Raw genomic sequence first — 23745 nt, 5'->3', positions numbered from 1 at the left:
ACATCAGCATCCACCGCAAGGATGATGTTATTCAAACGGTGCACGACCGCCGAACGCGTGTGAGAAGGAGCATGATGGAGAGGTGGCCGCACCTCTTTCTGAACTGACCAGCATGCCGGATGCCCAACTCGTCTATGCCGCAGACGGCACCCGCCTCGCCACCTATTCCTGGGGAGACTTCGACGCCCCCACGGTCGTGATCGTGCATGGTTTCGCATCGAACACCCGCGACAACTGGGTGCTGACCGGGTGGATTCGCGACCTCAGCACTGCGGGCTACCGCGTCATCGGCATCGATCAGCGCGGTCACGGCAGCAGCGACAAACCGCACGATCCTGACGCCTTCGCGGTTCGCACCCTCGCCACCGACATCGAAACGGTGATGGACACCTACCTCGTGGAGGATGCGCGCTACGTCGGCTACTCGCTCGGCGCACGGGTGGGCTGGGAAGTCGTGCGCGATCTGCCGCAGCGCATCAGCCGGGCAGTCCTCGGCGGAGTCCCGGACGGCATCCCGCTCGAACGGCTCGACATCCCCCAGGTGCGCGCATACCTCGACCACGGCGAACCTGTTCAGGACATCGCCACCCGCAACTACGTGAAGCTGACCGAGCGGGTGACATCCAACGATCTGCATTCACTCCTGGCGCTGGCCGAGGGCATGCGCCGATCCAGCACCGTCGACCCGGACCCCACGACGGCCCCCACTCAGCCCCTGCTGTTCGCCACCGGATCGCAGGATGCTGTCCTCGAAGGCTCCCGGCAGATCGCCGCCCAGGCACCGGATGCCCGATTCTTCGAGATCCCCGGGCGTCACCACTTCAACGCGCCAGGGTCGCGTGATTTCCGCAACGCCGCACTGGAGTTCCTCGCAGCGGGTTGACGATGCCCACCGGACGCAGCGTCCGGGTCTACGCTCAAGACATGTCCACTGTCATCCCCGCCATCATCGCCACCTCCGCCACTGATCCGCTCGTTCCCGGCACGATCGAACGCCGCGACGTGGGCCCGGATGATGTGCGCATCGACATCCGCTGGGCCGGTATCTGCCACTCCGACATCCACACCGTGCAGGGCGACTGGGGGCCCCAGCAGTACCCGCTGACCGTCGGTCACGAGATCGTCGGCACCGTCGCTGAGATCGGATCCGAGGTGACGAAGTTCGCCATCGGCGACCGCGTCGGAGTCGGCTGTCTGGTGGGCTCCTGCGGCGAATGCGCGAACTGCGCGGCGGGCGAAGAGCAGCACTGTCTGAAGGGTGCGATCGGCACCTACGGCGCCACCGACGTCGATGGCACGATCACCCAGGGTGGCTACGCCACGTCGGTCGTGGTCACCGAAGACTTCGTGCTGCGGGTGCCGGAGTCGATCCCGTACGAGAAGGCTGCTCCGCTGCTGTGCGCCGGCATCACCACGTACTCACCGCTGCGGCACTGGAACGCAGGCCCGGGCAAGAAGGTCGCCGTGATCGGACTCGGCGGGCTCGGCCATATGGCCGTCAAGATCGCACATGCGATGGGCGCCGAGGTCACGGTGCTCTCACGCTCGGAAGCCAAGAAGGATGACGCGCTGAAGCTCGGCGCCGACCACTACTTCGCGACCGAGGATCGCGAGACTTTCCGCACGCTGCGGAACTCGTTCGACCTCATCGTCAACTCTGTTTCCGCTTCAATCGACATTGATGCGTACCTGAAACTGCTGGCGCTGAACGGCACGCTCGTGAACGTCGGCGCCCCCGCCGAGCCGATGTCGGTGCGCGCGGGGACGCTGATCGGCGGACGCCGCTCGTTCGCCGGCTCCAACATCGGCGGCATCGCCCAGACGCAGGAGATGCTCGACTTCTGCGCTGAGCACGGCATCGCCCCTGAGGTAGAGATCACCTCGGCCGATCAGGTCAACGAGGCCTGGGCGCGCGTGCTCGCCGCTGACGTTCGATACCGCTTCGTCATCGACGTCTCAACGATCAGCTGACACCCACGGCACCGAACCGCTGCGCAAGCAGGCGACTCCACCGGTTCGCGGGCAGTGCCGGGTGCAGCAGCGCGATGCCGATGCAGTACTTCGACATGCTCACCTCACGGATGCCCAATTCGGCGAGCGCACGATCGGATACGCCGCGACCGTCGGCTGACTTCGTTTCGACGACGATGAGATCGGGTCCATCGATGCGTTGATCCGTGTCCGCGTAGCTGAGCTCCACATCGCACGTGACGCGCTCGCCGTCGATCGGACTGACGAACGTGCCGCGTGTGTAAGTGCTCTCCAGCACCGGTCCGAGTTCCGGCATCCGCTCGCCATATTCTTCGGCCAGCACATTTCCCAAAAACTCGGTGTTCGCCGGGGTCAGCCGACCCGCATCCTGCATGTCCTGTTCTCGACGATGCTTCACCGTCGCACCACGCGCCCCTTTCGTCTTGATCTCGAACATCGTCAATCCGGTATCGGCGTAGGTGCGCGAGCGCACCTTGTAACGGCGCCTGCGCCCCTGCCGATGCGCGCGATACTGCGCCAGGTCGTGCGTGTCGAAGTACACCGATTCGTAGCGGAAGGTGCGCAGCCCATCGATCTCCATGATCCGGAACGCATCGCCCAACCGCGCCGCGAATGCCGTGAACTCCTCGGGCCTCAGCAGGAACTTCCGGTCGACGCGCGTCTGCAGGGCGGCCTCTGAGACGACCTCACCCAGTCCGATGGGCTCTCGAGCCTTCACGGCGTCCTCCAGCACGGCGCGGGAACGCGATAGGAGAGCTTTCATCGGGACAGCACTGCCTGTTCCGCGTGGCTGCGCACAGTGAGTTCCGGTCCGGTCAGCTCAGCGGCATCGACGAAACCCTTCTCTTCCTCATGCCGGCAGGCGACATGGGAGCGGAAGCGCACATCCACGACGGTGAGATCACGCACCATGTCGAGCTCCATCACGATGGTGCGCAGCACCTGCGCGTCCAGGAGAGTCTCCAGCGCCTGGATCAGGTCTTTCTTCAGGGGGTACGCGCGCTCCAGGGTCACCGTCTGCCGCTCGGTGCGGATGGCGAAGCGCGGGTGGTCCGCGAGGAACATCACCAGCACCAGCGCAGCGGTCGCGGTCGGCGCGAGCCACGCGGGATCGGGATGCAATCCGTTCACCAGTCCGATCGCCAGCGAGATGAAGTAGTAGGCGACCTCTTCCTGGGTGAGGGTGTCAGAGCGCAGCCGGATGATCGACAGAATGCCGAAGAGTCCCAGCCCGAGCCCCATCCCGGCCCCGCTGCCGGACAGGAGCAGGGTGACGGCGAAGATTCCCATGCTGAGGGCGATGTAGGCCAGCACAAGATCGCGGCGGAAGTGTCGGCGGAAGTAGACGACATAGACGAGGACCGTCATTCCGACGATGTTTGAGGCCAACCCCAACCAGAGTGACAACATGAGTTTCCCTTCCCTGAAGCGCGAGGGCGCTTCGTTCTTATATGAACGTTAGGGAAACGGCGTAAGTCGCACAGGAGAACGGGATGAGAACTCTCTCATCATCCTGAATCAGCCCCGTCAGATCGCTGTGAAGCTGCGGGGAGAGGCCTCTTAGGCGCTCTCTTCAACCCGGCGCGGAAGCACCCATCCGGCGCGCGGGAAGTGGCAGGTGTAACCGTTCGGGTAGGTGATCAGGTAGTCCTGGTGCTCCGGCTCCGCCTCCCAGAAGGGGCCTTCGGGCTCGATCGTGGTGACGGCTTTGCCTGGCCAGAGACCGGATGCATCGACGTCGGCGATGGTCTCGCGCGCGATCTGCTCCTGCTCAGGGCTGAGCGGGAAGATTGCCGAGCGGTAGCTCGAACCGATGTCGTTGCCCTGACGGTCAAGGGTGGACGGGTCGTGGATCTGGAAGAAGAACGCCAGGATGTCACGGAACGTCGTCGCCGCCGGATCGAAGACGACCTCGAGCGCCTCGGCGTGACCGGGGTGATTGCGGTAGGTCGCGTGGTCGTTGTCGCCGCCGGTGTAGCCGACGCGGGTGGAGAGCACACCCGGCTGGCGACGGACGAGGTCTTCCATGCCCCAGAAGCAGCCTCCAGCGAGAACCGCTGTTTCAGCGCCGGGGGTGCGGGTGATGGTGCCAGTGTCAGTCATGGTGAACGCTCCTTGTCGTTTAACCAGTCTGACGCAATTCGGGAGGGGCAGACGCGTCTGCCCCTCCCGAATGATCAGATACCGCTCAGCTCAGCAGATTCCACGGGCTCATGCCGACGCGGTCGGCAGTGCCACCGGTGCCACCTTCGTGTCGATCACCGCGGCCTTGGCGCCGTTGGCGGCAGCCACCTCGAGCACAGCAGGAGCAGCGGTTTGCGCCTGCACGTCCGCAGCGGTGAGCGTGACCGTCACCGGGTCGACCGCGATACTCGCACCTGCGGCGATGGCGCCGAGGGCGACACCGTCTGCGGTCACGGCATCCAACGCGACGTTGCCGTCGTTGGTGAGGGTGCGAGTCCAGGTGACGGTGTCGCCCTCTGCAGCGAACCCGTTGCCGTCCGCGTCATCCCACACGCCTTTCACCGTGACCGTGAGGTGCGGGTTGCGCGCGATCACATCGACTTCGCCGGCGGCGACGGTGATCTCCTGGTTCGATTGCCCGGCCGCCTGCACGCTCCAGGTCGTGTCGCCGGCGAAGTAGCCCCGATCGATGTCCTGCTGGGTGACGGTGTGGCGCGGAGTCGAGCAGGTGTATCCGTCCCCGGCCGGCAGAGCGCGGTACCGGCAGTTGCCCGCACCGGCCGGCAGGAACGGCGAGAAGGCACCGGCTGTCGGCACGACCGCCGCGGTCACCGGCGACGTGCTGTCGACCCGGAACGAGTACGGCACCTGCTCGCCGACCGCGTAGGGATCGGTGGCGAGGTCACGGTCGGTGTCTGTGCGATCGCCGGTGATCGTGGCATCCAGAACACCGTCGCGCAACAGCACAGGAGCACCCTCGTGCGACACGGTCACAGCCGCGACGGATCCGTCCACCGGAGCGACCGTGAACGAGAACGACGGCGTGAACCAGCCGCGGTCGATGTCTTCCTGCGTCAACGTGCGCGTGGGTGTGTTGCAGTTGTACGCGTCGTAGGCCGGCAGATTCTTCCAGCGGCACGCCGTCGGTGCGAAACCGCTGGTGAACGCGCTCTCCGCCGGCGTCACGATCGTCGCCTCGTTCGAAGTGCTCACCACGCGCGTGCGGAACGACAGCACGTCGCCCGCACGGTAGGGGTCGGCGATGATGTCGCGAGCCGCCGACGTATTCGTCAGGCTCAGCGTCGCGCCGAGTATCGATTCGCGCGGCAGCACCATCGTCGCCGTGGTCTGGCTGACCCGGCCATCGGATGCGGTGAAGGCCGCCTGCAGCTTCTGCGTGTTGGATGCCCCGGCGGGGGCGGTGAGATCGACATCGACGGTGACGCTGGCGCCGGGCGCGAGGTTGTCGATCAGCGCGTCGGATGCCGTCCATCCGGTTCCGACGAAGAACGATGCCGTACCGCTGAGAGGCTCGGCCTCCTGGTTGGTCACGGTGACGGGCACGGCGGTAGCGACACCGGGTTCGAGCGTCGCCTGCGGCACAGACAGGGGTGCGCACACCGCGTTCAGCCAGGCCTCGTCGAATGACGAGAACTGCATGGTGTTGGTGTACCCGGCCTCCCACAGCACGCCGATGCGGCCGTCGCCGATCGCGGTGGCGGTGGAGTATCCGAAGGTGCCGGTCTCGATCGTCCGAAGCCCCGGCCACGTCTCGCCATCGTCGCAGGAGAGGCGCACACCGCCGTTGGCCCGAGCGGTCGTGCTGTTCGAGTTCGTGAAGAGCAGCTTCTTCGCGTCGGCGCTCCCCTGGGCGGCGTCCGGGTGCAGGCGCGTGATCGAGGCGTTGTTCGTGGGATCGGGCAGCTCGGCATCACGGGTGACTGCGCCGTAGGTCACGCCGCCGTCCGTGGAGATCGCGACCTTGCGCTGCGTGCCGCGGGCATTGTCGCGCGAGTTGAGCATGACGCTGCCGTCGGAGAGTTCGACGACCTTGTTCTCGTCCATCGCGCTGCCGGTGTACTCGCCACGCTGCCAGGTCGCGCCGTGGTCATCGGAGTAGACCGAATACGCCTGGATGAGGGTGGAGCCGTTCGCCTGGCGGATCTCGCCGGCGTACTGCTGAATGAGGCGGCCCGCGTGCTCGCCGTATTTCAGTTGGATGCCCTCACCGGAGCTGGCGAAGGCGCCACGGACGTCGCCGGCGACCGGGCTGTACACGCCGTTGCTGGTCGTGCCGTTCGAGGTCTTGACGACGTCGGAGATCAGTCGCGGTTCACTCCAGGTGAGCCCCTGGTCATCGGATTGGATCACAGCGGCGCTCATGACCTGGCGGTTCGCGTCGTCGTTGCCGTAGACGCTCCCCCAGAAGCCCTGATCCTTCGAGTAGACGAAGAACGCGAAGACGCGGCCCGTCTCGTGATCGACGACGTAGCTCGGATCGGAGTAGCCATGCCGGGGTGCGGTCGTCTGCCCGGCCGCGATGATCTGCAGATCGCTCCAGGTCTGGCCGTTGTCGGTGGAGCGGCGCTGGATGATCGAGTTCGGATTCGGCGAGTCGGCAGCACTGCCGGGTCGCGCGTCCCAGGATGCCAGGATCACTCCGTCGCCCAGGTGGGCGAGCGCGGGGATTCGGTAGAAGAAGTTGTCCTCAGTGCGGTCCGAGCCGATGTTCTGCTCGGAGTAGCTGCCAGGGGCAGAGGTCGGATCGGTGAGGTAGCCGGGGGCGGCTGCGGCGTGGGCCGCGGATACGGGGAACACGAGCGCGAGAGCGACAGCACCTGCTGTGCAGACTCGGGCAAGCGAACGCCTGCGGGAGGAGCGGGGGCGATAGTGCATGGACAGACCTTTCTGTACGTGCGAGGTAAGACATCTGATGTCAGATGCTCATACTGTAGCGAGAACGGTCCGGCCCGACAAGGGTCGATTTTCAGTGGGATGCTGGAGCCATGGATGTCGAGCCGCACCTTCCCCGCGTCGTCGGCGACGCGTTCGCCGCAGCGGATGCCGGGGCCGCCGGAGCAGTGTGGAAACTGGAGCCCGCCGCACGCGGCCTCGACTCGAACGTCATCGTTCTGCCCACAGGAGATGAGATCCAGCGGCACGTCGGACCCGCGCTGGACGTGCTCATCGTGGTGCTCGATGGATCAGGGATGCTTGAGACCGCAGGCGACGCGATCGAGCTGCAGCCCGGCGCGATGGTGTGGCTGCCGCCCCGCTCCGAGCGCCGCTTCGTCGCCGGGCCAGACGGCTTGCGCTACTTCTCCGTGCACCAGCGCAAGCCCGGCCTCAGCATCGGACGCTGAGGGGAACCGGCGCCCGCAGCACGTCGAGATTGCGCTGCACCGTCCGGAGGGCATCCGCTGCGGTGGCATCCGACGCGCGTCGGGCGATCTTCAGGCCCAACCAGGGCACGTCGCCAGCGGCGGCGAGCGCAGCGGCGACCTGTGCGTCATCCAACAGCGATTCCGACGCTGGATACGTCGACCGGATCGGCAGATGCGCATCGATCCACGGGTACCCGTAGGGGCTCTCCCCAGCCGCGGCACCCGACAGGGCCAGGCCCGCCAGGTGGCCGGATGCGGCGACCTGCGCGATCTGCGCGGTGACGGCATCGGCATCGCGCAGCTCGATGGCCGAGCGGCCCCAGTTGATCCACAGACCCATGTCGACGCTCGCCTGCGTGATCGCGGCGACCTCCTGCTCGACCGTCAGGAATCCCTTCTCGGGCGTCTGCCCGGCGACGAGCGCGTCGCAGTGCTCGATCACGAGCTGCGCGCCGCGCCAGTCCCACGATGCGATATCCCCCAGCGATCGGGCGAGGGCATCGACCGATCCGGAGTCAGCGCGGGGTGCCGAGTGCAGTGTCACGACGGCGACGGATGCCGCGCTCTCATCGACGATCCGGGCGACATCAGCAGCCACACGCCTGAGGTCGGCAAGCGCGGCAGCCCGCCCACCCACAGACGCCGATGCGATGCCGTACCCCCGGTCTGCGGCCAGCTGCCCCATCACGAACGGGATGGGCGTCACGGCTAACGCAACGGCCGGCACATTCGCGAGGAACCAGTCGTTGTCGAACTTGTGGATGCCGCCGATCCAGGGGATCTCCAGCCCCGCGACGCCGTCGAGGGCGCAGATGGCGGGCAGGAGCTCACCCTCCAGCTCCGGGTCCCACTCCACGAACGCCGGCGAGACCGGATAGGCGCTGACGAGGATCGGGGCGGTCACTCGGCATCCGCTCCGCGAACAGAACCATCAGCAGCAGCACCATCGGCAGCACCGCGAACGGCACCGACGAACCAGGATGTGATCGTCGACGGATGGGTGATGGCCGTGCCGACGCACACCGTGAATGCTCCGGCGGCAATGGCGGCGGCGGCGTGCGCCGGAGTGTGAATGCGCCCCTCGGCGCAGATGGGCAGGGAGCACCGCGAGGCGATGAGGCGGATCAGCTCAAGGTCCGGGCCCTCCGTCTTCGGCCGCTCCCCCGAATAGCCCGACAGGGTCGTACCGAGGATGTCGGCGCCGGCTTCTTCTGCGGCGATCGCGTCGTCGAGCGATCCGCAGTCGGCCATGATGAGCGCGTCACGCCCGGTCTCGGCGAAGTGCGCGCGCAGGCCGGCGATCGTCTCCGCCAGTGTCAGAGCGTCGGGCCGCGGGCGCCGGGTGCCGTCGATCGCGACGATGTCAGCACCGGCATCCGCCACTGCGATCGCGTGGCCGAGGGTCGGAGTGATGAACACGTCCGACTCGCCATCCTTCCACAGCCCGATGACCGGCACGGGGAGGCCTGCGACCGCACGGATGTCGGCGATGCCCTGCACGCGGATCGCGGATGCTCCGCCGACGATCGCCGCGGCGGCGATCTGCGCCATTGTGTTCGGATCGCGCATGGCCTCGCCGGGGTACGCCTGGCACGAAACGATCAGGCCGCCGTGCAGGAGGGCGAGGGTGTCGTCGAATCTCATCGGTTCCTCCAGGCGGATGCTGCGGCTCCGCGCAGCGGAGCATCGTCGCCGAGCGTACCCGGCAGGATCGGGGTGTTCTGCAGGGCGTCGATCGCGTCGGCCCGAAATGCGGCGAGCATGGGCTGCCACCAGGCCGCACCGATGCTCGGCACACCGCCGGTGACGACGATGCGCTCCGGGTCGAGCAGTGTTGCGACGCCTGCGAGGGCACGGCCGACGGAGGCCGCCGACTCAACGAGCGCGCGGGTCGCGATCGGATCACCGGATGCCGCGGCCGCCGCCACGCCCCGAGCATCCGGGGTCTCTGGGTCTCCGCCGAGGGACAGGAAGTGGCGATGCATGCCGATGCCCGATCCCAGCGCTTCAAGGTGTCCGAGCCGCCCGCAGGGGCATCGCAGATGTTCGGCACCGGGAACGGGCATGTGCGCGATCTCACCACCGACGTGGTGCGCGCCGCGCAGCGGCCGGTCATCGGTGATGATGCCTGCACCCACGCCGGTGCCGACGGCGACGATCAGTGCACTGGACGCTCCGGCTGCGGCGCCGTGCCGGAATTCGCCGAGTGCGTGTGCGTCGACGTCATTCTGGACGGCGACGGGGGCCTCGGCATTCAGCAGCTCGCCGAGGCCATGGCGCACGAGGTCGGCGACGCGGGTGCCCGGCCAGTCGGCGAAGGTGTCGGTGGCCGAGACGATCGTCCCCGTCGTCGTATCGACGACGCCCGCGGTGCCGATACCGACCCCGACCAGGCGGGCGCCCGGCGCGGCATCCGCCAGCAAGAGCTGCGCGAGCTCGAGGACCGTCGCGATGACGGCCGCGGGTCCGTGAGCTGCGGGCGTCGGTGCCACCCGCGTGGTCAGGGGCTCGTCGTCACGGCCAGCGAGGGCAGCCGCGGTCTTCGTTCCGCCGATGTCGACGGCGAGCACGACTTCGGTCATCACACGACTGCGGCGGGCAGCAGTTCCAGCTCGGCGAGGATGCCGCGCACCCTCTGCACCGCTGCATCATCCAACGATTCGACGGTGTTCGCCATGGTGGCGTGATCGATCAGGCCGCGGGCGTGCATGGCGGCCTTGAAGGCACCGACCCCCGTGGCATCGCCGGAAAGCCCGGTGGGCTGGAACACGATGTCGAAGATGCGGTTGATGCGCTCCTGCTCGGTGCGCGCAGCATCCCAATCACCACGACCGGCGGCGGCGAAAAGCCGCACGTATCCTTCAGCCTCGACGTTTGCGAGTCCGGGAACGACGCCGTCGGCGCCGGCGAGCAGCATTGCGTCGACGACCATCTCGTGGCCGGTGAGCAGAGTGAGTGGACGGCCAGCGGCCTCATTCGCTGCGAGTAGACGACGGAAGCCGACATCGTCTCCAGACGAGTCCTTCACACCGTGAATGACTCCCTCGCTGCCGAGCTGGAGCAGCAGTTCGAGGCTGAGCTTCGAATGCACCCGCACCGGCACGTCGTACGCCCACAGCGGCACGTCGATCGCCGCGGCGACCGTGCGGAAGTGTTCGGCGATCTCGGCCTGCGAATTCAGCGTGTACAGGGGTGCCGTCGTGACGATCGCGTCGGCGCCGGCTGCGACGAGCTTCTGGGCGAGTTCGGCTGTGCGGGCGGCGGTGAGCTCGATCGCCCCGGCGATCACCGGCACGCGGCCCTCTGAGGTGGCGACGATCGTGCGCAGCACGGCGACGCGCTGGTCATCGGTGAGGTAGGCGGTCTCGCCGGTCGAGCCGAGCGCGAACAGCCCGGAGACGCCCGCGCTGATCAGGTGATCGACCAGCCGCTCGAGCGAGGCGTGATCAATAGTGTGATCGGGCAGCATCGGGGTGGCGACGGGTGGGATGACGCCGGTGAAGGTGGGCGTTGAAGCAGACATGTGGTTCCGGTCTTATCTCGTGGGTTCGTCAGTGCGACGAGGTCGGTTCGAGCAGCGAGGGCGCGGCGCCCAGCAGCGTTCTGGTGTAGTCATCGGTGGGGTTGTCGAACACAGCGGCGGCGTCGCCGAACTCGACGATGCGCCCCTTGTTCATGACGGCGATCTCGTCAGAGAGGTACCGCACGGTCTGGATGTCGTGAGAGATGAAGACCATCCCCAGCCCCAACTGCTGTTTGAGGTCGGTGAGCAGGTTCAGGATCTGCGCGCGCACCGAAACGTCGAGCGCGCTGGTCGGCTCATCGGCGATGATCACCTGCGGGTCGAGAACGAGCGCGCGGGCGATCGCCACGCGCTGGCGCTGTCCACCGGAGAGCTGACTGGGTAGGGCATCCAGAGCGGATGCCGGCAACCCCACCAGCCCGATGAGATCGCGGATCTTGCGCCCGCGCGATGCGACGGAGCCGAGGCGGTGCACCTGCAGCGGGTCTAGCAGCGCGTCGCGCACTGTCATCCGGGCATTCAGCGCCGTCGCGGGGTCTTGGAAGACGACCGAGAGGATGCGGCCGAGGCGCTTGCGAACGGCCGGAGTGAAGGATCGCACCGGTTCGCCGGCGAACACGACCTGTCCACTCGTCGGCTTCTCCAGGCCGATGAGCACCTTCGCCGACGTCGACTTGCCGGAGCCGGACTCGCCAACGATTCCGAGGGTCTCCCCGCGTTTCACGGTCATTGAGACACCGGCGAGAGCATCCACGTATTCCCGGTGGAAGAGCGTGGAGCTGCGCGACTTGTAGCGCACGTGCACGTCCTTCAGTTCGATGACGGTTTCGCTCATCGTCCCGCTCCGATCGCTTCGACAGGCGCATCGTCAGGATGCGCGGAGTAGGTGTGCTCAGTGCCGGGAATCTGGCGGCGGACCGGGGTGACCCCCGCGTAGCGCGCCGGGTCGGACGAGCGCGGTGCGAACCGGTCGCCGGCCGGGAAGTCGCGCGGTGACGGCACAACACCGGACACCTGATGCAGGCGGTCCGATCCCGCCTCGATCGAGAGCACGGCTCCCAGCAGGCCCTGGGTGTACTCGTGCACCGGCTGGGTGAGCACCTCGCGTGTGGTGCCCTGTTCCACCACCTGACCGGCGTACATGACGGTGATGCGGTGAGCGAGTTCAGCCACCAGCGCGAGGTCGTGCGAGACGAACACCATCGCGAAGCCGAGCTCGCGCTGCAGGCGCATGAGCAGTTCGACGACCTGCGCCTGCACCGTGACATCCAGCGCGGTGGTGGGCTCATCGGCGATCACCAGCCGCGGGTCGCGGGTGAGTGCCATGGCGATGAGCACGCGCTGACGCTGACCACCGGAGAGCTCGTGCGGGTACGAGGCGAGCGTGCGCTTCGGGTCGAGGCCGACAAGCTCCAGCAGATCCTCGGCGCTGCGCGTGCCGCCGCGTGAGGTGAGCTGCTTCATCTGCGCGCGGATCAGCATGGCCGGGTTGAGGGAGCTCAGGGCGTCCTGGTAGATCATGGCGATGTCGTGCCCGCGGAGCGCGTTGCGCTTTTTCTGGTCCATCTGGAGCAGGTCCTGGCCATCGAACATGATCTTTCCGCGCACGTTCGCCTTGGCATCCAACAGGCCCATGATCGCCAGCGACGTGATCGACTTTCCACACCCGGATTCACCGACCAGCGCCACCGTCTCGCCGGGGCGCACGGTGAAGTTGACGTGATCGACCACATCGACATCGCCGTGGCGGGGGAACGAGATGCACAGGTCCTGCACGTCCAGAAGCGGTGCGTCGTCACCGGTGTAGATGAAGCGATCGGTACGGGCCAGCTCTCGCTCGCGCAGTTGCGCCAGGCGCTCCTCCAGTGGCACGACCGGGGTGCCGGGAACCAGCACATCGGGCACGCCGCTGGGCACGGAGAGGTTGACGGCGGTATCGATCGTGACGATCACATTGGTGTCGTCTGGACCGGCGGCGAGCTCTTCGAGGTCGCTCGTGGATTCTTCGGTGTTGGCAGCATCCGCCGTGATCTTGCGCGCACGTGGCGAAACCATCGAATCGGTCATCGCCTCGGACAGGATGTTCAGGCACAGCACCGTGATCATGATCACGATGCCCGGGAAGAATGTCGCCCACCAGGCCCCCGCCATCAGCAGGCTGCGGCCGGCCGCGATCACATTGCCCCAGCTGGGCTCGGGGTCGGGGACGCCGGCCTGCAGGAACGACAGCGACGCCTCGAAGATGATCGCATCGGCGACGAGAACCGTGGCGAACACGAGCACCGGAGCCATCGCGTTGCGGGCGACGTGTTTGACGATGATGCGTGCGGTGCGCGCACCCATGACGCGCACGGATGAGACATAGTCCTCGCCGTACTGGTCGAGGATGTTGGCGCGGACGATACGGGTGAGCTGCGGCACGTAGAGGAACGCGATCGTGAGGACCAGCACCGGCAGCGACTTTCCGAACACGGCGACGAAGACCGCGGCGAGCGCGATGCCGGGGAACGACATCACAACGTCCATGATGCGCATCAGCACTTCGGAGATCCACTTCGGCGCGGTGGCGGCGATGGTGCCCAGGACGCAGGCCGCGGCGAGCGCGATCGCAGTCGCGCCGAGCCCGATCACCAGCGAGTAGCGGCCGCCGTACACGAGCCGGGAGAAGATGTCGCGGCCCTGCCGGTCGGTGCCGAACCAGTGGTCGGCACTCGGAGGTTGCACCGGTGCGCCGGAAGCGAGCGGATCGTACGCTGTGACCAGCGGCGCGAACACCGCGGCCAGTGCGATGATCGCGAGCAACACGATGCAGATGATGGCGCCCAGAGACAGGCCGCCGAGGCGCAGTCCTGGAGCGGAGAGTCGTTCAGTGAGTTTGCGTCGCATGGTCACACCGCCCGGATTCGGGGATTGATGAGGACGTACAGGAGGTCGACGATGATGTTGATCACGACGAAGGCGAGCGAGACGGCCAGTGTCACACCCTGTACGAGGTTGGGTTCGTTGTTGGTCACGCCGTTGAGGATGAGGGTTCCCATCCCGGGAATGGCGAAGATGATCTCGATCACGACGGCGCCGCCGAGCAGGTAGCCGATACGCAGGCCGAGCACGGTGACCGGGGTGATCAAGGCGTTTCGCAGCACGTTGCGGCCGACGACCACCACGCGCGGGATGCCCGCACCGAGGGCTGTGCGCACGTAGTCACGGTCGAGCTCCTCGACCATCGAGGTGCGCACCACGCGGGAGAGCTGCCCGATCACGGGGACGGCAAGCGCGAGAGCGGGAAGCGTCATGCGTGCGAGCCAGCCAGCCGGGTCTGTCCAGAAATCCGGAAGCGGACCGGATGCCGGCAGCACCCCGAGTCCGAGGGTGAACAGCTGGATGAGCAGGATCGCCAGCCAGAAGGAAGGAGTGGACAGCGCTGCCACACCGAAGACGCGGATCAGCTGGTCGGGCCAGCGGTCGCGGTAGACGGCTGCGAGCACACCGATCAGGAATGCCACGATCACCGCGATGATGAGGCCGAGAAAAGTCAGCGCCAGGGTGACGGGAAAGGCGCGAATGACCTCATCGATCACCGGCAGGCTGCGGGCGGAGTAGGTGCCGAGATCGCCCTGCACCATGCCGAACAGGAAGTTTACGTAGCGCACGAGCAGGGGAAGGTTCAGCCCGTGCGATTCGCGGTAGGCCTCCAGCGCCTCCGTCGATGCGGTTTCGCCCAGCGCGTTGCGCGCGGGATCGACGGGCGAGAACGACATCACGAAGAAAACGAGGAATGTGATGCCGAGGATCATCAGCGGCAGTTGGAGCAGACGCCTGCCGATGAGACGGAGCGTGTTGGACACGTGCCGTTCCTTCCGGTTGGTTCGGGGTTCTGGGTTCGCGGGGGTTGCGGGGGTGCGCCCGGGGGAAGCGCACCCCCGCGGTGGGGTGCGAGCCGGTTACTTGGCGATCACGCCCACGTCGAGGAACGACAGTCCGGTGGTCGGGACCGGCTGGAAGCCGCTCAGCTCTGCGCCGTTCCATGCGGTGGGCAGCTGGCGGTGGAACAGCGGGTACAGGCTGACCTGCTCCGACATGAGATCGAAGGCCTGGCCCCAGGTCTCGCCCTGCTCGGCGCCTTCCTGCTGCGCTGCGCCCTCGATCAGGCCGCGGAGCTCGGCGAACTCCGCCGTGTCAGCCCACTGGGTGCGGGTCTCAGTCCAGACGCCGGGCGCGAACCACCAGTTCATCAGCAGGTCGGGGTCGTTTCCGAAGACGGAGGGGTCTCCCGGTGCGATTGCGACGGTGTAGTCACCCGAGTCGACGCGCTCGTAGACGGCTGCCGACTGCAGGATCTCGAGGTTCACCTTGATGCCGACGGCATCCAGGGACTCCTTGATGAGCGGCGCGACTTCCTTCACCCAACCGGTGTCGGTCATCAGCAGGTCGATCGACAGATCGGATACGCCCGCCTCTTCGAGAAGAGCCGTGGCCTTGTCGGCGTCGTAGGTGTAAACGGTCGACGCCTCCTGGTAGTCCGGGTGATCCTTGGGCAGGAACGAGGTGGCAGCCTCGGCGTTGCCGAGCATGCCGGTCTCAATGATCTTGTCCATGTCGAGTGCGTAGAACAGTGCCTGGCGCACGCGCACGTCGTCGAACGGTGCGGCCTTGGTGTTGAACATCGCAAAGAGCAGACCGAATGACTGCACCGTCTCAACATCGACCGTGGCCGCGAGACCCTCGGCATCGATGTAGGGGACGTCTTCCATCGCCTGGATCGTGCCGGTCGACATCGCAGTGACACGAGCGGATGCATCCGCAAGCAGGTTCCAGTTCATGCCGGCAGCGAGCGCGGGGCGCGTGCCGTTGTAGTCCTCGAAACGCTCGAACACGACCTTGTCCTCGGGCGTGGCTGAGACGAGCGAGTACGGGCCGGTGCCGACCGGGTTGGCGCCGAACGCCTCCGGGTCTTCCTCGACGAGTGCCTGCGGGACGATCTTGACGATTCCGAGGCGATCTTCGATGAGCGAGAACGGGAAGTCGGTGGTGATCCGGATGGTGTCGTCGTCGACGGCGGTGACCGTGTCGATGAAGTCGATGTAGCTGGTGAACAGCGAGTTGTTGGCCGGGTCGAGGACGCGCTCATAGCTGTAGATGACGTCGTCGACGGTGACCGGATCACCGTTGTGGAAGGTCGCACCCTCACGGATGTCGATCTCATAGGTGGTGTCGTCGACCTTTGTGGGCATATCGGCGGCGAGCGCCGGATAGGCCTCACGCGTCGCGGGATCGAGATCGACGAGACCCTCGAAAATGTGCCAGTTCGCTGCGACGGTGACGGCACCGGATGCCACCATCGGATCGAAGCTGCCACTGAGGGCGTAGGAAATTCCGGCTTCGATGATGCCGTTCGGGTCGATTTCGCCCGATGCTGCTCCGGGTTCGGGTGCGTTGGTTGCTCCGGCGCTGCAGCCGGCCAACACGACGGCTGTGGCGACTGTGCCGGCAACCGCGATGGCGAATCGACCACCGCGACTGCGGGTGATGTTTCGGTTCATGTGTGCTCCAGGGTGGGGGGGTGTCGGACATCTTGAGGACATCTGATGTCTGATGTACTCTAAACACATGATCGTCCGAAGCACAAGAGTGGGATGATCGAGTCGTCGTCGCGAATGCACATTACGCAGTACGAGAGGTCCAGAAGATGAACTCCACCCAGAGTCGAGCGTCCCGCATGCGGCGCTCCACCACGGCGGACCAGATCAAACAGCTCATCCTCTCGCGGGAGCTCTCCCCCGGTGACCCGCTCCCGACTGAGGCCGAGCTGTGCGAGACCCTCGACGTTTCGCGATCGTCGGTTCGCGAGGCGATCCGCACCCTTTCGACGCTCGACATCGTCGACGTGCGCCACGGCCACGGCACCTATGTCGGAGGGATGTCGTTGGCACCCATGGTCGAGACGCTCGTCTTCCGGGGCGTGCTGAATCCCGAGGGTTCACTGGATGCGCTGCGCGAAGTAGTCGAGGTGCGCCTGGCGCTGGATCTGTCGATGGCCGAACGCGTGGTCGATGCGGCTCAGGGGGAAGAAGACCCCGAGCTGGATCAACTCGTTACCGCGATGATCGAGAAAGCCGAGCAGGGCAAGCTCTTCCTCGAAGAGGACCGGATCTTCCACACCGCACTGTTCGATGCAACCGGCAATCACCTGGCCGGCCAGCTCGTGGGCGCCTTCTGGGACGTGCACACCGCCGCGCTCCCCCAGCTCAGCATTGCGCCTCCCGCCGATATCCACCACACCGCGAAGGCGCACGGCGACATGCTGCGCGCGGCGCGCGCCGGAGACGTCGAAGCATATCGGCAGGCCGTCGTGGAGCATTACGCTCCGCTGCAGCGGAGCCTCGCTCAACTGGATTGATCGCGCCGGAGCATCCGGTGTCCTACGGTGATCGTATGGCTGACAATCCGATCACTGATGCTCTTGTCCTCATCACCGGCGCCGCGCGCGGAATGGGTGAGATCTATGCCCGGCGCGCGATCGCCGCACACGCGCGCGCCGTCGCGCTGTGGGATATCGATGAAGAAGCCGCCACCGCCCTCGCCACGGAGCTTGCACAGTCCGGCATCGGGGTGCGCGCCTACCGGGTGGATGTATCGCGCCAGGAGGAGATTGCCCGCGGCATCGAGCAGGTGCGCGTCGACTTCGGCACGCCCGATGTGATCATCAACAATGCCGGGATCGTGCGCGGTGGCCCGTTCTGGGAGGACGATCCGGAGCGCGACATCGAAGCGACGATGCGCATCAACACGCTGGCGGCGATGTGGCTGACCCGCGAAGTACTGCCGGCGATGATCGCAGACACTTCACGCCCGAAGCGCATCCTGAACATCGCCTCCGCCGCGGGAACGCTGGCGAATCCGAATATGAGCGTGTACGCGGCATCCAAATGGGCACTGATCGGGTGGGGTGAATCCGTGCGCCTCGAGCTGCAAGCCGCCGGGCACCGGCACATCAAGGTGACCACGTTCTGCCCGAGTTTCGTATCGACCGGCATGTTCGAGGGTGCGCGCGGTCCGCTGCTGACGCCGATCATGACTCCGCGACGTGCCACGTCAGCGGCATGGAACGGGATGCTGAAGGGCACGCCCATGGTGCTGCGCCCGTGGACCGTGAAACTCGCGATGGCACTGCGCGGAATTCTGCCGACGCGGGCATGGGATCTCGTGGCCGATCGGGTATTCAAGGTGTACTCATCGATGGACCAGTTCACCGGGCACGCCGGTAGGTAGTCTGGTGCTCTCGCTTTTCTGAACCCCTGGGGGACGCACATGTCGGTTGGTCTGCTCGCCGTCGTCGATGACATTCTCGCCGCAGCGCTCAAAGCGTCGGCGAAATCCGCCGGTGTCGTGATCGACGATGCCGCAGTGACCCCGCAGTACGTGCAGGGGATCACCCCGGCACGCGAGCTGCCCGTGGTCGCGAAAATCATGCTCGGCTCACTGGTGAACAAGTTCGTCATCATCATCCCGATCGCCCTGCTGCTGACGGCGTTCGCGCCGTGGGTGCTGCCGTATCTGCTGATCATCGGCGGTGCGTATCTCTGCTTCGAGGGTTCCGAGAAGGTGCTGGAGTGGTTCGGCTTCCATCACGGCCATGTCGAAGAGGGTGCCCGTAACGAGAACAAACTGGTGTGGGGCGCGATTCGCACCGACCTGATCCTGTCCACCGAGATCATGCTCATCTCGCTGTCGAACCTCGAAGCCGGCCTGAGTTTCGGGATGACCCTGGCCATCCTCGCCGTCATAGCGGCGATGATGACAGGAATCGTCTACGGCGCTGTCGCACTGCTGGTGAAGATCGATGACATCGGGCTGAAGATGGCGAAGAACCCCTCCCGGCGCGTGCGCCATGCCGGCGCTCGGATCGTCCGGTCGATGCCGGCGGTGTTCCGGGTCATCAGCGTCGTGGGAACCGTCGCGATGCTGTGGGTCGGTGGGCACCTGCTGCTGGCGAATCTCGGCGAGGTGGGACTGGTCTTCTTCAGCGACATGCTGCACGGGATTCACGAGCTGCTGCTGCCGCTGGGCGGCGTGGTGGCATGGATCGGCGAGACGCTGGTTTCGGCGATCGCCGGGCTCGCGGTCGGCCTGATCGTCGTGGGTATCGTCCTGCTGATCGGGCGGATGCTGGGCAAACGACCGTCGTTCACCGAGGGCGGCGACTCGCCGATGAAGGTGGCCGCAGCGGCGTGACCTGTTCTCCACAGCCCACGCCGGATGAGGAGTTATCCACAGTTCCTGAATAGCCCCTGACCTGGCATTTCAATGTCGGTGGCTCCCTGTTCAATAGGAGTATGACATCCCTCGCAGAGCAGTTGGAGCGCATCGATCGGCAGCTGGCCGACGCGATGACGGATTCTGCAGCGCGTGGCGGGGTACGGCTCGTCGACGATGGTGAGCTTCTCGACGTCGTGCAGGCTATGGGGCGTATCCAACGCCGGTTGGATGGTGCGATCGTCGAGGCCACAGATCGTGTGGTTGAGCGGGATCAGTGTGAACGTGCGGCACGACTGAGCACACAGCTCGGATGCCGGGATGCTGCCGAGGTGTTGCGGCGAACGCTTCTTGTCGACGGGTATGCAGCCCGCCGGTACGTCACCGCGGCCACTGCCGCGCACCGGGAGTTCGACATCACATCGGGCGGGCTGCTGCCGGGGCGGTTTCCCCAGCTGGCCGCAGCGCTGGCTGATGGGGCGATGTCAGTGAGCGGGTTCTTGGCCTGCACGGTGCCACTGCAAAAAGCCGCGCGGATCGGGCTCGCTGATCGCTTGGCCGCAGATGCGGTGCTTGCGCGGTTCGCGACCGGACTCCCGCTGGACGGCGATGGTGGTGATGACGCGGACGGTGGCGCGGACAGTGCCGCGGACAGTGCCGCGCGCGGTGACGGTGGCGAGAGCGCACCGCCGCCGACGACCGATGAGTTGGCCGGACTCACCGCGCACATCATCGCCCGCCTCGACCCGGACGGCGCCGAGCCGAAAGACCGTGCGGGCAAGCGACGCCGCTACTTCACGATCGGACGCCTGCGGGACGGATCCGTGCCCGTGCGCGGCGAGCTGCTCCCGGAGGTCGCCGCACAGCTGGAGAAGCTGGTCGACAGCCTGATGAACCCGAAAGCGGATGACGAGACTCGCGCTGGAGGCCGCGTGCGATTCCGCCCCTCCGACGACGACGTGAGTGATGACGAGGGCAGTAATGACGCTGACGCCGACCCCGACGCCGAGTACAGCACCACGCCTGCTGCCGCGACCGCCGATGATGACGCGGGCCTCTTCGACCGCGCCGATGGTCTCCCGGCTCACAAAGCCGCATCGCCTCCACCAGAGGCGGCCGATCTGCGCACGCATGCGCAGAAGCGTCACGACGCGTTCGCGAGCATCGTGATGGTCGCCGCAGCATCCGGAGGCATGCCCACACTCGGCGGCGCTGCGCCCACCCTCGTCGTGTCCGTACGCGACGAAGACTTCGCCAATCGCACCGGGCGAGCCACCATGGAGGGCGCCGGATACGACGTCCCCCTCGGCGTCGCCGACCATGCGGCATGTGCGGGCGGGGTCGAACGAGTGCTCTTCGACGAGCATGGCGCGATCGTCGCGATCAGCACCAGTGCGCGCATTTTCACTGGCCGTCAACGCCAGGCAATCGTGCTCCGCGACCGAAAATGCCTCATTCCCGGGTGTGACATCCGTGCGGAATGGTGCGAGATCCATCATGTGATCGAACACGCCCGCGGCGGGCCGACCCACACAAGCAACGGGGTCCCCCTGTGCTGGCATCACCACCGCACCCTGGATGAGCAAATCTGGCAGGTTCGCATGCGCAATGGGGTGCCCGAAGTCCGCGGTCCCACCTGGTGGGATCCCTACGGAAAATGGCGATCGCCCCACCTGGACTATCGAGCCGTCGACGAAGCCCTCGACACCGAGCGCGTCGCCGCGTGGGCCACCTGGTGAGTGCTCACACGCCCCATCAGGGTATTGTTCCGAGTGAACACACACGTGCTCCGGGGTCGGTGTAATTCCGAACCGGCGGTCATAGTCCGCGACCCGAAGCCCTCCGGGGCCGAGGTTGAACCGGTGAAATTCCGGTACCGACAGTCACAGTCTGGATGGGAGAAGCACGATGGTCGACATTTCGCGGTGACGCGAAAGATCGACCCTCATCACCCTCGGCAGCACCGACGCCGAGAGGATGACCGTGGAACTTCTGCGCTGGCTCGTTGACGCCTTCAACTCCCAGTGGATGCTGCCCGGCGGGCAAACACTGCTGATCCGCGAGGTCGTCGGCAACATCTTCGGTCTCGCAAGCGCGCTCGGCGGCATGCGCCGCAGAATCTGGGCTTGGCCCGTCGGCATCGTCGGAAATCTGCTGCTTCTGACAGTGTTCCTCGGGTCGATCCTCAGCCCCGAACACTCCCTGCCGAATCTGCTCGGTCAGGCCGGACGCCAGGTCATGTTCATCGCGGTCGCGATCTACGGCTGGATCCGCTGGCGCCAGGCGAGAGCCGACAACGGTCAGGTGACCCCGCGCTGGGCGCCGAGCGGTGCGCGCATCGGTCTCGTGCTCGTCATGGTGCTCGGTACCCTCGCCCTCACGCCGCTGTTCCGCGTGCTCGGATCATACGAACCGGTGTGGGCGGATGCCTGGACCTTTGTCGGTTCACTCCTGGCGACGTACGGCATGGCCAAGGGATGGACGGAGTTCTGGCTCATCTGGGTCGCGGTCGACATCGTCGGCGTACCCCTGCTGTTCAGCGCCGGTTACTACGCCACTGGGTTCATGTACGTCTTCTACGGCGTCTTCACCGCGGTCGGCTTCGTCGTCTGGTGGCGGGCGCACACGAACGCCAAACCGAAGATCGACACGATCATGCCGGATCCCCGCGTGGTCGAAGTGGAGGACAATAGGGACTGATGTTCGACAGCCCCCTTTCCGCGTCTGCCTACGAGGTTCTCGGCGTCGACCCGACGGCTACAGACGATGAGCTGCGTCGCGCGTACCGACTGAGGCTGCGTCAGACGCACCCAGACACCGGCGGTGATGCCGCCGACTTCATCCAGGTGCAGCGCGCCTGGGATCTCATCGGCACCCCCGAGGGCCGCGCCGCATATGACCGCGGGCACGGTTTCTCGGCAGCATCCGATGAACCGAGCTGGGACGGCTGGCAGCCGCCCCGCCCGCAGACCGACACGCGTCCGCGCGCTCGCTCGTACGGGCATCCGGGAGGCTGGCGGCGCGAGCGCTACCTGCGGCTGATCCGCGAGTGGGCGGGCCACGGCGTCGACGTGCCCGACCCCTATGACCCGGCACTGGTGCGATCCGCGCCGCGCGAGGTGCGGCGGCTGCTCGCCGACGCCCTCGCCGAGGAAGCGACAGCGCGCACCGTCTCGGATCTCGGCATGGGATTCACCGTGTGGCACGACGTTCAAGCGGGGGCGGATGCCGATGCCAAGCTCGACCACGTGGTGCTCAGCCCGTCCGGGCTCTACGGCATCCTGTCGGAGGATTTCAGCGAGGTCGTGCGGTTCCGTCGTGGCGAGATCATCGGACGCGGCGTGGACGGTCGGGCGCCAGTGGCGACCCTGCTCGCCCGCATGCGCGTGATCGCCAAGGCCGCGCGCGTGCGCTTCGGCGGGGCGATCGTGGTGCTGCCGGATGACGATCTCGATCAGGCGATCAACGAGCTCGGCAAGGTGCGTGGCATCCCAGTGGTCGTCGTGCGGCGCAGCGCGCTGGCGACCGTACTCCGCCGCGGCGTGCCGGGTGCGCGCGACATCGGCGGCAACGAACTGTTCGATGTGCGCACCCGACTGCAGCAGACCGTGCGGTTCGTGTGAGGGTCACATCCTCCCGGGTTCTCGCCACGATCGAGGCGAAGGCAGCATCCGCCGGGTTCGCGCTCGATGATACGCAGCGCGAACTGATCGCTGAGCTCGCACGCGTCACCCGCGCGGATGGCGGCCTGTTCATCCACGGGCCAGCCGGACGCGGGAAGTCGTGGATCGCGAACGCCTACTTCGACGCGTTGCCGACGCCGCGCAAGACCCGCGTGCACTTCCACGGATTTTTGGATGCTCTGCACCGCAGCATCCATCGCCGGCGCGACGAGCAGGATGCCGTCGAGCGCGCGATCGACGATGTCGTGGGCGATTCCCGCGTGCTGTTCTTCGACGAATTTCATGTGCACGACTCCGGGGACGCCCGGCTGCTCACCCGGCTGCTGGAGCACGTCTTCCGGCAGGATCTGATCGTGTTCGCCACGTCGAACTATGCACCCGAAGACCTGCTGCCGAACCCTGTCTGGCACCACATGTTCGAACCGGGAATCGCGCTCATCACCGAGAATATGCAGACGTTCGAGCTCGCTGGTCTGACCGACTACCGCGCCACCCCTCAGGATCATTCGAGCGGTTTCGCCGCCGGCACGTGGACGCACACCGTCCCAGAACCTGCGCCAACCGAAGATGAGGCGACCTTCTCGCCTGTGCGGGGCCGCGAGTTTCCGGTGCTCGCGATCCGCGAGGACGAGCTGTGGATCTCGTTCCACCAGCTCTGCGAGACGCCGACCTCGACAATCGAGTATCTGGAGTGGGCGCGCATCCATCCGCGTTGGGTGGTGACCGACGTGCCCGCCTTCGATGTCGTCGACCGCGAAGCGCAGCAGCGCTTCATCAACGCCGTCGACGTGATCGCTGACCTCGGCGTTGCGACGACCTTCGTGTCCGAGCGCACGCTGCCTGAGTTCCTCGCCGCAGCGACCGCTCGGCCCGACGCCTTTCGCATGGTGAGCCGAATGCAGTTGCTGCGGCAAACCGCCGACAAGCGAATGGCCTGACCCCGCAC

At 66.4% G+C, this 23745-nt stretch carries 22 protein-coding genes and 1 riboswitch; of the genes, 10 read left to right on the top strand and 12 right to left on the bottom strand.

Going from position 1 to position 23745, the window contains the following annotated elements; translation table 11 throughout:
• Positions 1 to 82 precede the first annotated feature (82 nt).
• Entirely contained in the window at positions 83 to 883 is an 801-nt protein-coding gene (locus tag ACW5CM_RS00810; protein ID WP_457123826.1) for an alpha/beta fold hydrolase, read from the top strand.
• 41 nt (positions 884 to 924) lie between these two features.
• Entirely contained in the window at positions 925 to 1971 is a 1047-nt protein-coding gene (locus ACW5CM_RS00805; RefSeq protein ID WP_438253759.1) for an NAD(P)-dependent alcohol dehydrogenase, read from the top strand.
• Here ACW5CM_RS00805 and ACW5CM_RS00800 read toward each other — a convergent pair.
• The 4 genes from ACW5CM_RS00800 to ACW5CM_RS00785 form a co-directional block, all read right to left on the bottom strand.
• Positions 1964 to 2755: a polyphosphate polymerase domain-containing protein gene (locus tag ACW5CM_RS00800; RefSeq protein WP_439255339.1), complete on the bottom strand. Its 792-nt coding sequence runs from the start codon at positions 2753 to 2755 to the stop codon at positions 1964 to 1966. The two genes, ACW5CM_RS00805 and ACW5CM_RS00800, sit on opposite strands and share 8 nt — an antisense overlap.
• Positions 2752 to 3360 (bottom strand): DUF4956 domain-containing protein, encoded by a 609-nt coding sequence (locus ACW5CM_RS00795; protein WP_439255341.1) that lies wholly within the window; start codon positions 3358 to 3360, stop codon positions 2752 to 2754. Before ACW5CM_RS00795 ends, ACW5CM_RS00800 begins: the two co-directional genes overlap by 4 nt.
• A 192-nt stretch (positions 3361 to 3552) precedes the next feature.
• A complete protein-coding gene (msrA, locus tag ACW5CM_RS00790; RefSeq protein WP_457123825.1) occupies positions 3553 to 4095 on the bottom strand; it encodes a peptide-methionine (S)-S-oxide reductase MsrA in 543 nt (180 codons plus the stop codon).
• A 108-nt stretch (positions 4096 to 4203) separates the two neighbouring features.
• Positions 4204 to 6852 (bottom strand): sialidase family protein, encoded by a 2649-nt coding sequence (locus ACW5CM_RS00785; RefSeq protein ID WP_457123824.1) that lies wholly within the window; start codon positions 6850 to 6852, stop codon positions 4204 to 4206.
• A 110-nt stretch (positions 6853 to 6962) separates the two neighbouring features.
• On the opposite strand from ACW5CM_RS00785, the gene ACW5CM_RS00780 reads away from it, so the two are divergent.
• Positions 6963 to 7319 carry a cupin domain-containing protein gene (locus tag ACW5CM_RS00780; RefSeq protein ID WP_457123823.1) on the top strand — a complete coding sequence of 119 codons (357 nt, stop codon included), beginning with the start codon at positions 6963 to 6965 and terminating at the stop codon, positions 7317 to 7319.
• Here ACW5CM_RS00780 and ACW5CM_RS00775 read toward each other — a convergent pair.
• From ACW5CM_RS00775 to ACW5CM_RS00740, 8 genes are all read right to left on the bottom strand, one after another.
• Complete coding sequence (locus tag ACW5CM_RS00775; protein WP_457123822.1) at positions 7303 to 8244, bottom strand: DUF4862 family protein; 942 nt, start codon at positions 8242 to 8244, stop codon at positions 7303 to 7305. The two genes, ACW5CM_RS00780 and ACW5CM_RS00775, sit on opposite strands and share 17 nt — an antisense overlap.
• Complete coding sequence (locus ACW5CM_RS00770; RefSeq protein ID WP_457123821.1) at positions 8241 to 8984, bottom strand: N-acetylmannosamine-6-phosphate 2-epimerase; 744 nt, start codon at positions 8982 to 8984, stop codon at positions 8241 to 8243. The genes ACW5CM_RS00775 and ACW5CM_RS00770 overlap by 4 nt, the downstream gene beginning before the upstream one ends.
• Entirely contained in the window at positions 8981 to 9922 is a 942-nt protein-coding gene (locus ACW5CM_RS00765) for an ROK family protein (protein WP_457123820.1), read from the bottom strand. Before ACW5CM_RS00765 ends, ACW5CM_RS00770 begins: the two co-directional genes overlap by 4 nt.
• On the bottom strand, positions 9922 to 10863 hold the full coding sequence (locus tag ACW5CM_RS00760) for a dihydrodipicolinate synthase family protein (RefSeq protein WP_457123819.1): 942 nt from the start codon (positions 10861 to 10863) through the stop codon (positions 9922 to 9924). Before ACW5CM_RS00760 ends, ACW5CM_RS00765 begins: the two co-directional genes overlap by 1 nt.
• Before the next feature lie 28 nt (positions 10864 to 10891).
• Positions 10892 to 11698, bottom strand: coding sequence for an ABC transporter ATP-binding protein (locus tag ACW5CM_RS00755; RefSeq protein ID WP_457123818.1), 807 nt, complete (start codon positions 11696 to 11698; stop codon positions 10892 to 10894).
• Positions 11695 to 13749 carry a dipeptide/oligopeptide/nickel ABC transporter permease/ATP-binding protein gene (locus ACW5CM_RS00750; protein WP_438253748.1) on the bottom strand — a complete coding sequence of 685 codons (2055 nt, stop codon included), beginning with the start codon at positions 13747 to 13749 and terminating at the stop codon, positions 11695 to 11697. Before ACW5CM_RS00750 ends, ACW5CM_RS00755 begins: the two co-directional genes overlap by 4 nt.
• Positions 13750 to 13751: 2 nt before the next feature.
• A complete protein-coding gene (locus ACW5CM_RS00745) occupies positions 13752 to 14708 on the bottom strand; it encodes an ABC transporter permease (RefSeq protein ID WP_457123817.1) in 957 nt (318 codons plus the stop codon).
• Positions 14709 to 14804: 96 nt separating this feature from the next.
• Positions 14805 to 16403, bottom strand: coding sequence for an ABC transporter substrate-binding protein (locus tag ACW5CM_RS00740; RefSeq protein ID WP_439255352.1), 1599 nt, complete (start codon positions 16401 to 16403; stop codon positions 14805 to 14807).
• Positions 16404 to 16549: 146 nt separating this feature from the next.
• Here ACW5CM_RS00740 and ACW5CM_RS00735 point away from each other — a divergent pair, with 146 nt between their 5' ends.
• The 7 genes from ACW5CM_RS00735 (at position 16550) to zapE (ending at position 23737) form a co-directional block, all read left to right on the top strand.
• Positions 16550 to 17260: a FadR/GntR family transcriptional regulator gene (locus tag ACW5CM_RS00735; protein WP_438253745.1), complete on the top strand. Its 711-nt coding sequence runs from the start codon at positions 16550 to 16552 to the stop codon at positions 17258 to 17260.
• 35 nt (positions 17261 to 17295) lie between these two features.
• Positions 17296 to 18132 carry an SDR family NAD(P)-dependent oxidoreductase gene (locus ACW5CM_RS00730; protein WP_439255354.1) on the top strand — a complete coding sequence of 279 codons (837 nt, stop codon included), beginning with the start codon at positions 17296 to 17298 and terminating at the stop codon, positions 18130 to 18132.
• Positions 18133 to 18171: 39 nt separating this feature from the next.
• Positions 18172 to 19095 carry a DUF808 domain-containing protein gene (locus ACW5CM_RS00725; protein ID WP_438253743.1) on the top strand — a complete coding sequence of 308 codons (924 nt, stop codon included), beginning with the start codon at positions 18172 to 18174 and terminating at the stop codon, positions 19093 to 19095.
• A 101-nt stretch (positions 19096 to 19196) separates the two neighbouring features.
• Entirely contained in the window at positions 19197 to 20855 is a 1659-nt protein-coding gene (locus ACW5CM_RS00720) for an HNH endonuclease signature motif containing protein (RefSeq protein ID WP_457123816.1), read from the top strand.
• Between the two features lie 42 nt (positions 20856 to 20897).
• A riboswitch (FMN riboswitch) is annotated at positions 20898 to 21026 on the top strand.
• Positions 21027 to 21099: 73 nt separating this feature from the next.
• On the top strand, positions 21100 to 21816 hold the full coding sequence (gene pnuC / locus ACW5CM_RS00715; RefSeq protein WP_438254270.1) for a nicotinamide riboside transporter PnuC: 717 nt from the start codon (positions 21100 to 21102) through the stop codon (positions 21814 to 21816).
• Positions 21816 to 22739, top strand: a complete 924-nt coding sequence (locus ACW5CM_RS00710) for a J domain-containing protein (protein ID WP_457123815.1) — start codon at positions 21816 to 21818, stop codon at positions 22737 to 22739. Before pnuC ends, ACW5CM_RS00710 begins: the two co-directional genes overlap by 1 nt.
• On the top strand, positions 22736 to 23737 hold the full coding sequence (gene zapE, locus ACW5CM_RS00705) for a cell division protein ZapE (RefSeq protein WP_457123814.1): 1002 nt from the start codon (positions 22736 to 22738) through the stop codon (positions 23735 to 23737). Before ACW5CM_RS00710 ends, zapE begins: the two co-directional genes overlap by 4 nt.
• Positions 23738 to 23745 lie beyond the last annotated feature (8 nt).

This window comes from Microbacterium wangyouchuni, from assembly GCF_054072595.1.
The sequence above is the reverse complement of the archived record's forward strand: the minus strand, read 5'-3'. Positions and strand labels throughout refer to the sequence as shown.

Excerpts from the sequence above, each read along its gene's own strand:
- ACW5CM_RS00805 (WP_438253759.1), top strand. The coding sequence starts at position 925 with ATGTCCACTGTCATCCCCGCCATCATCGCCACCTCCGCCACTGATCCG.
- ACW5CM_RS00800 (WP_439255339.1), bottom strand. The coding sequence starts at position 2,755 with ATGAAAGCTCTCCTATCGCGTTCCCGCGCCGTGCTGGAGGACGCCGTG.
- ACW5CM_RS00795 (WP_439255341.1), bottom strand. The coding sequence starts at position 3,360 with ATGACGGTCCTCGTCTATGTCGTCTACTTCCGCCGACACTTCCGCCGC.
- msrA (WP_457123825.1), bottom strand. The coding sequence starts at position 4,095 with ATGACTGACACTGGCACCATCACCCGCACCCCCGGCGCTGAAACAGCG.
- ACW5CM_RS00785 (WP_457123824.1), bottom strand. The coding sequence starts at position 6,852 with ATGCACTATCGCCCCCGCTCCTCCCGCAGGCGTTCGCTTGCCCGAGTC.
- ACW5CM_RS00780 (WP_457123823.1), top strand. The coding sequence starts at position 6,963 with ATGGATGTCGAGCCGCACCTTCCCCGCGTCGTCGGCGACGCGTTCGCC.
- ACW5CM_RS00770 (WP_457123821.1), bottom strand. The coding sequence starts at position 8,984 with ATGAGATTCGACGACACCCTCGCCCTCCTGCACGGCGGCCTGATCGTT.
- ACW5CM_RS00765 (WP_457123820.1), bottom strand. The coding sequence starts at position 9,922 with ATGACCGAAGTCGTGCTCGCCGTCGACATCGGCGGAACGAAGACCGCG.
- ACW5CM_RS00760 (WP_457123819.1), bottom strand. The coding sequence starts at position 10,863 with ATGTCTGCTTCAACGCCCACCTTCACCGGCGTCATCCCACCCGTCGCC.
- ACW5CM_RS00755 (WP_457123818.1), bottom strand. The coding sequence starts at position 11,698 with ATGAGCGAAACCGTCATCGAACTGAAGGACGTGCACGTGCGCTACAAG.
- ACW5CM_RS00750 (WP_438253748.1), bottom strand. The coding sequence starts at position 13,749 with ATGCGACGCAAACTCACTGAACGACTCTCCGCTCCAGGACTGCGCCTC.
- ACW5CM_RS00740 (WP_439255352.1), bottom strand. The coding sequence starts at position 16,403 with ATGAACCGAAACATCACCCGCAGTCGCGGTGGTCGATTCGCCATCGCG.
- ACW5CM_RS00735 (WP_438253745.1), top strand. The coding sequence starts at position 16,550 with ATGAACTCCACCCAGAGTCGAGCGTCCCGCATGCGGCGCTCCACCACG.
- ACW5CM_RS00730 (WP_439255354.1), top strand. The coding sequence starts at position 17,296 with ATGGCTGACAATCCGATCACTGATGCTCTTGTCCTCATCACCGGCGCC.
- ACW5CM_RS00725 (WP_438253743.1), top strand. The coding sequence starts at position 18,172 with ATGTCGGTTGGTCTGCTCGCCGTCGTCGATGACATTCTCGCCGCAGCG.
- ACW5CM_RS00720 (WP_457123816.1), top strand. The coding sequence starts at position 19,197 with ATGACATCCCTCGCAGAGCAGTTGGAGCGCATCGATCGGCAGCTGGCC.
- ACW5CM_RS00710 (WP_457123815.1), top strand. The coding sequence starts at position 21,816 with ATGTTCGACAGCCCCCTTTCCGCGTCTGCCTACGAGGTTCTCGGCGTC.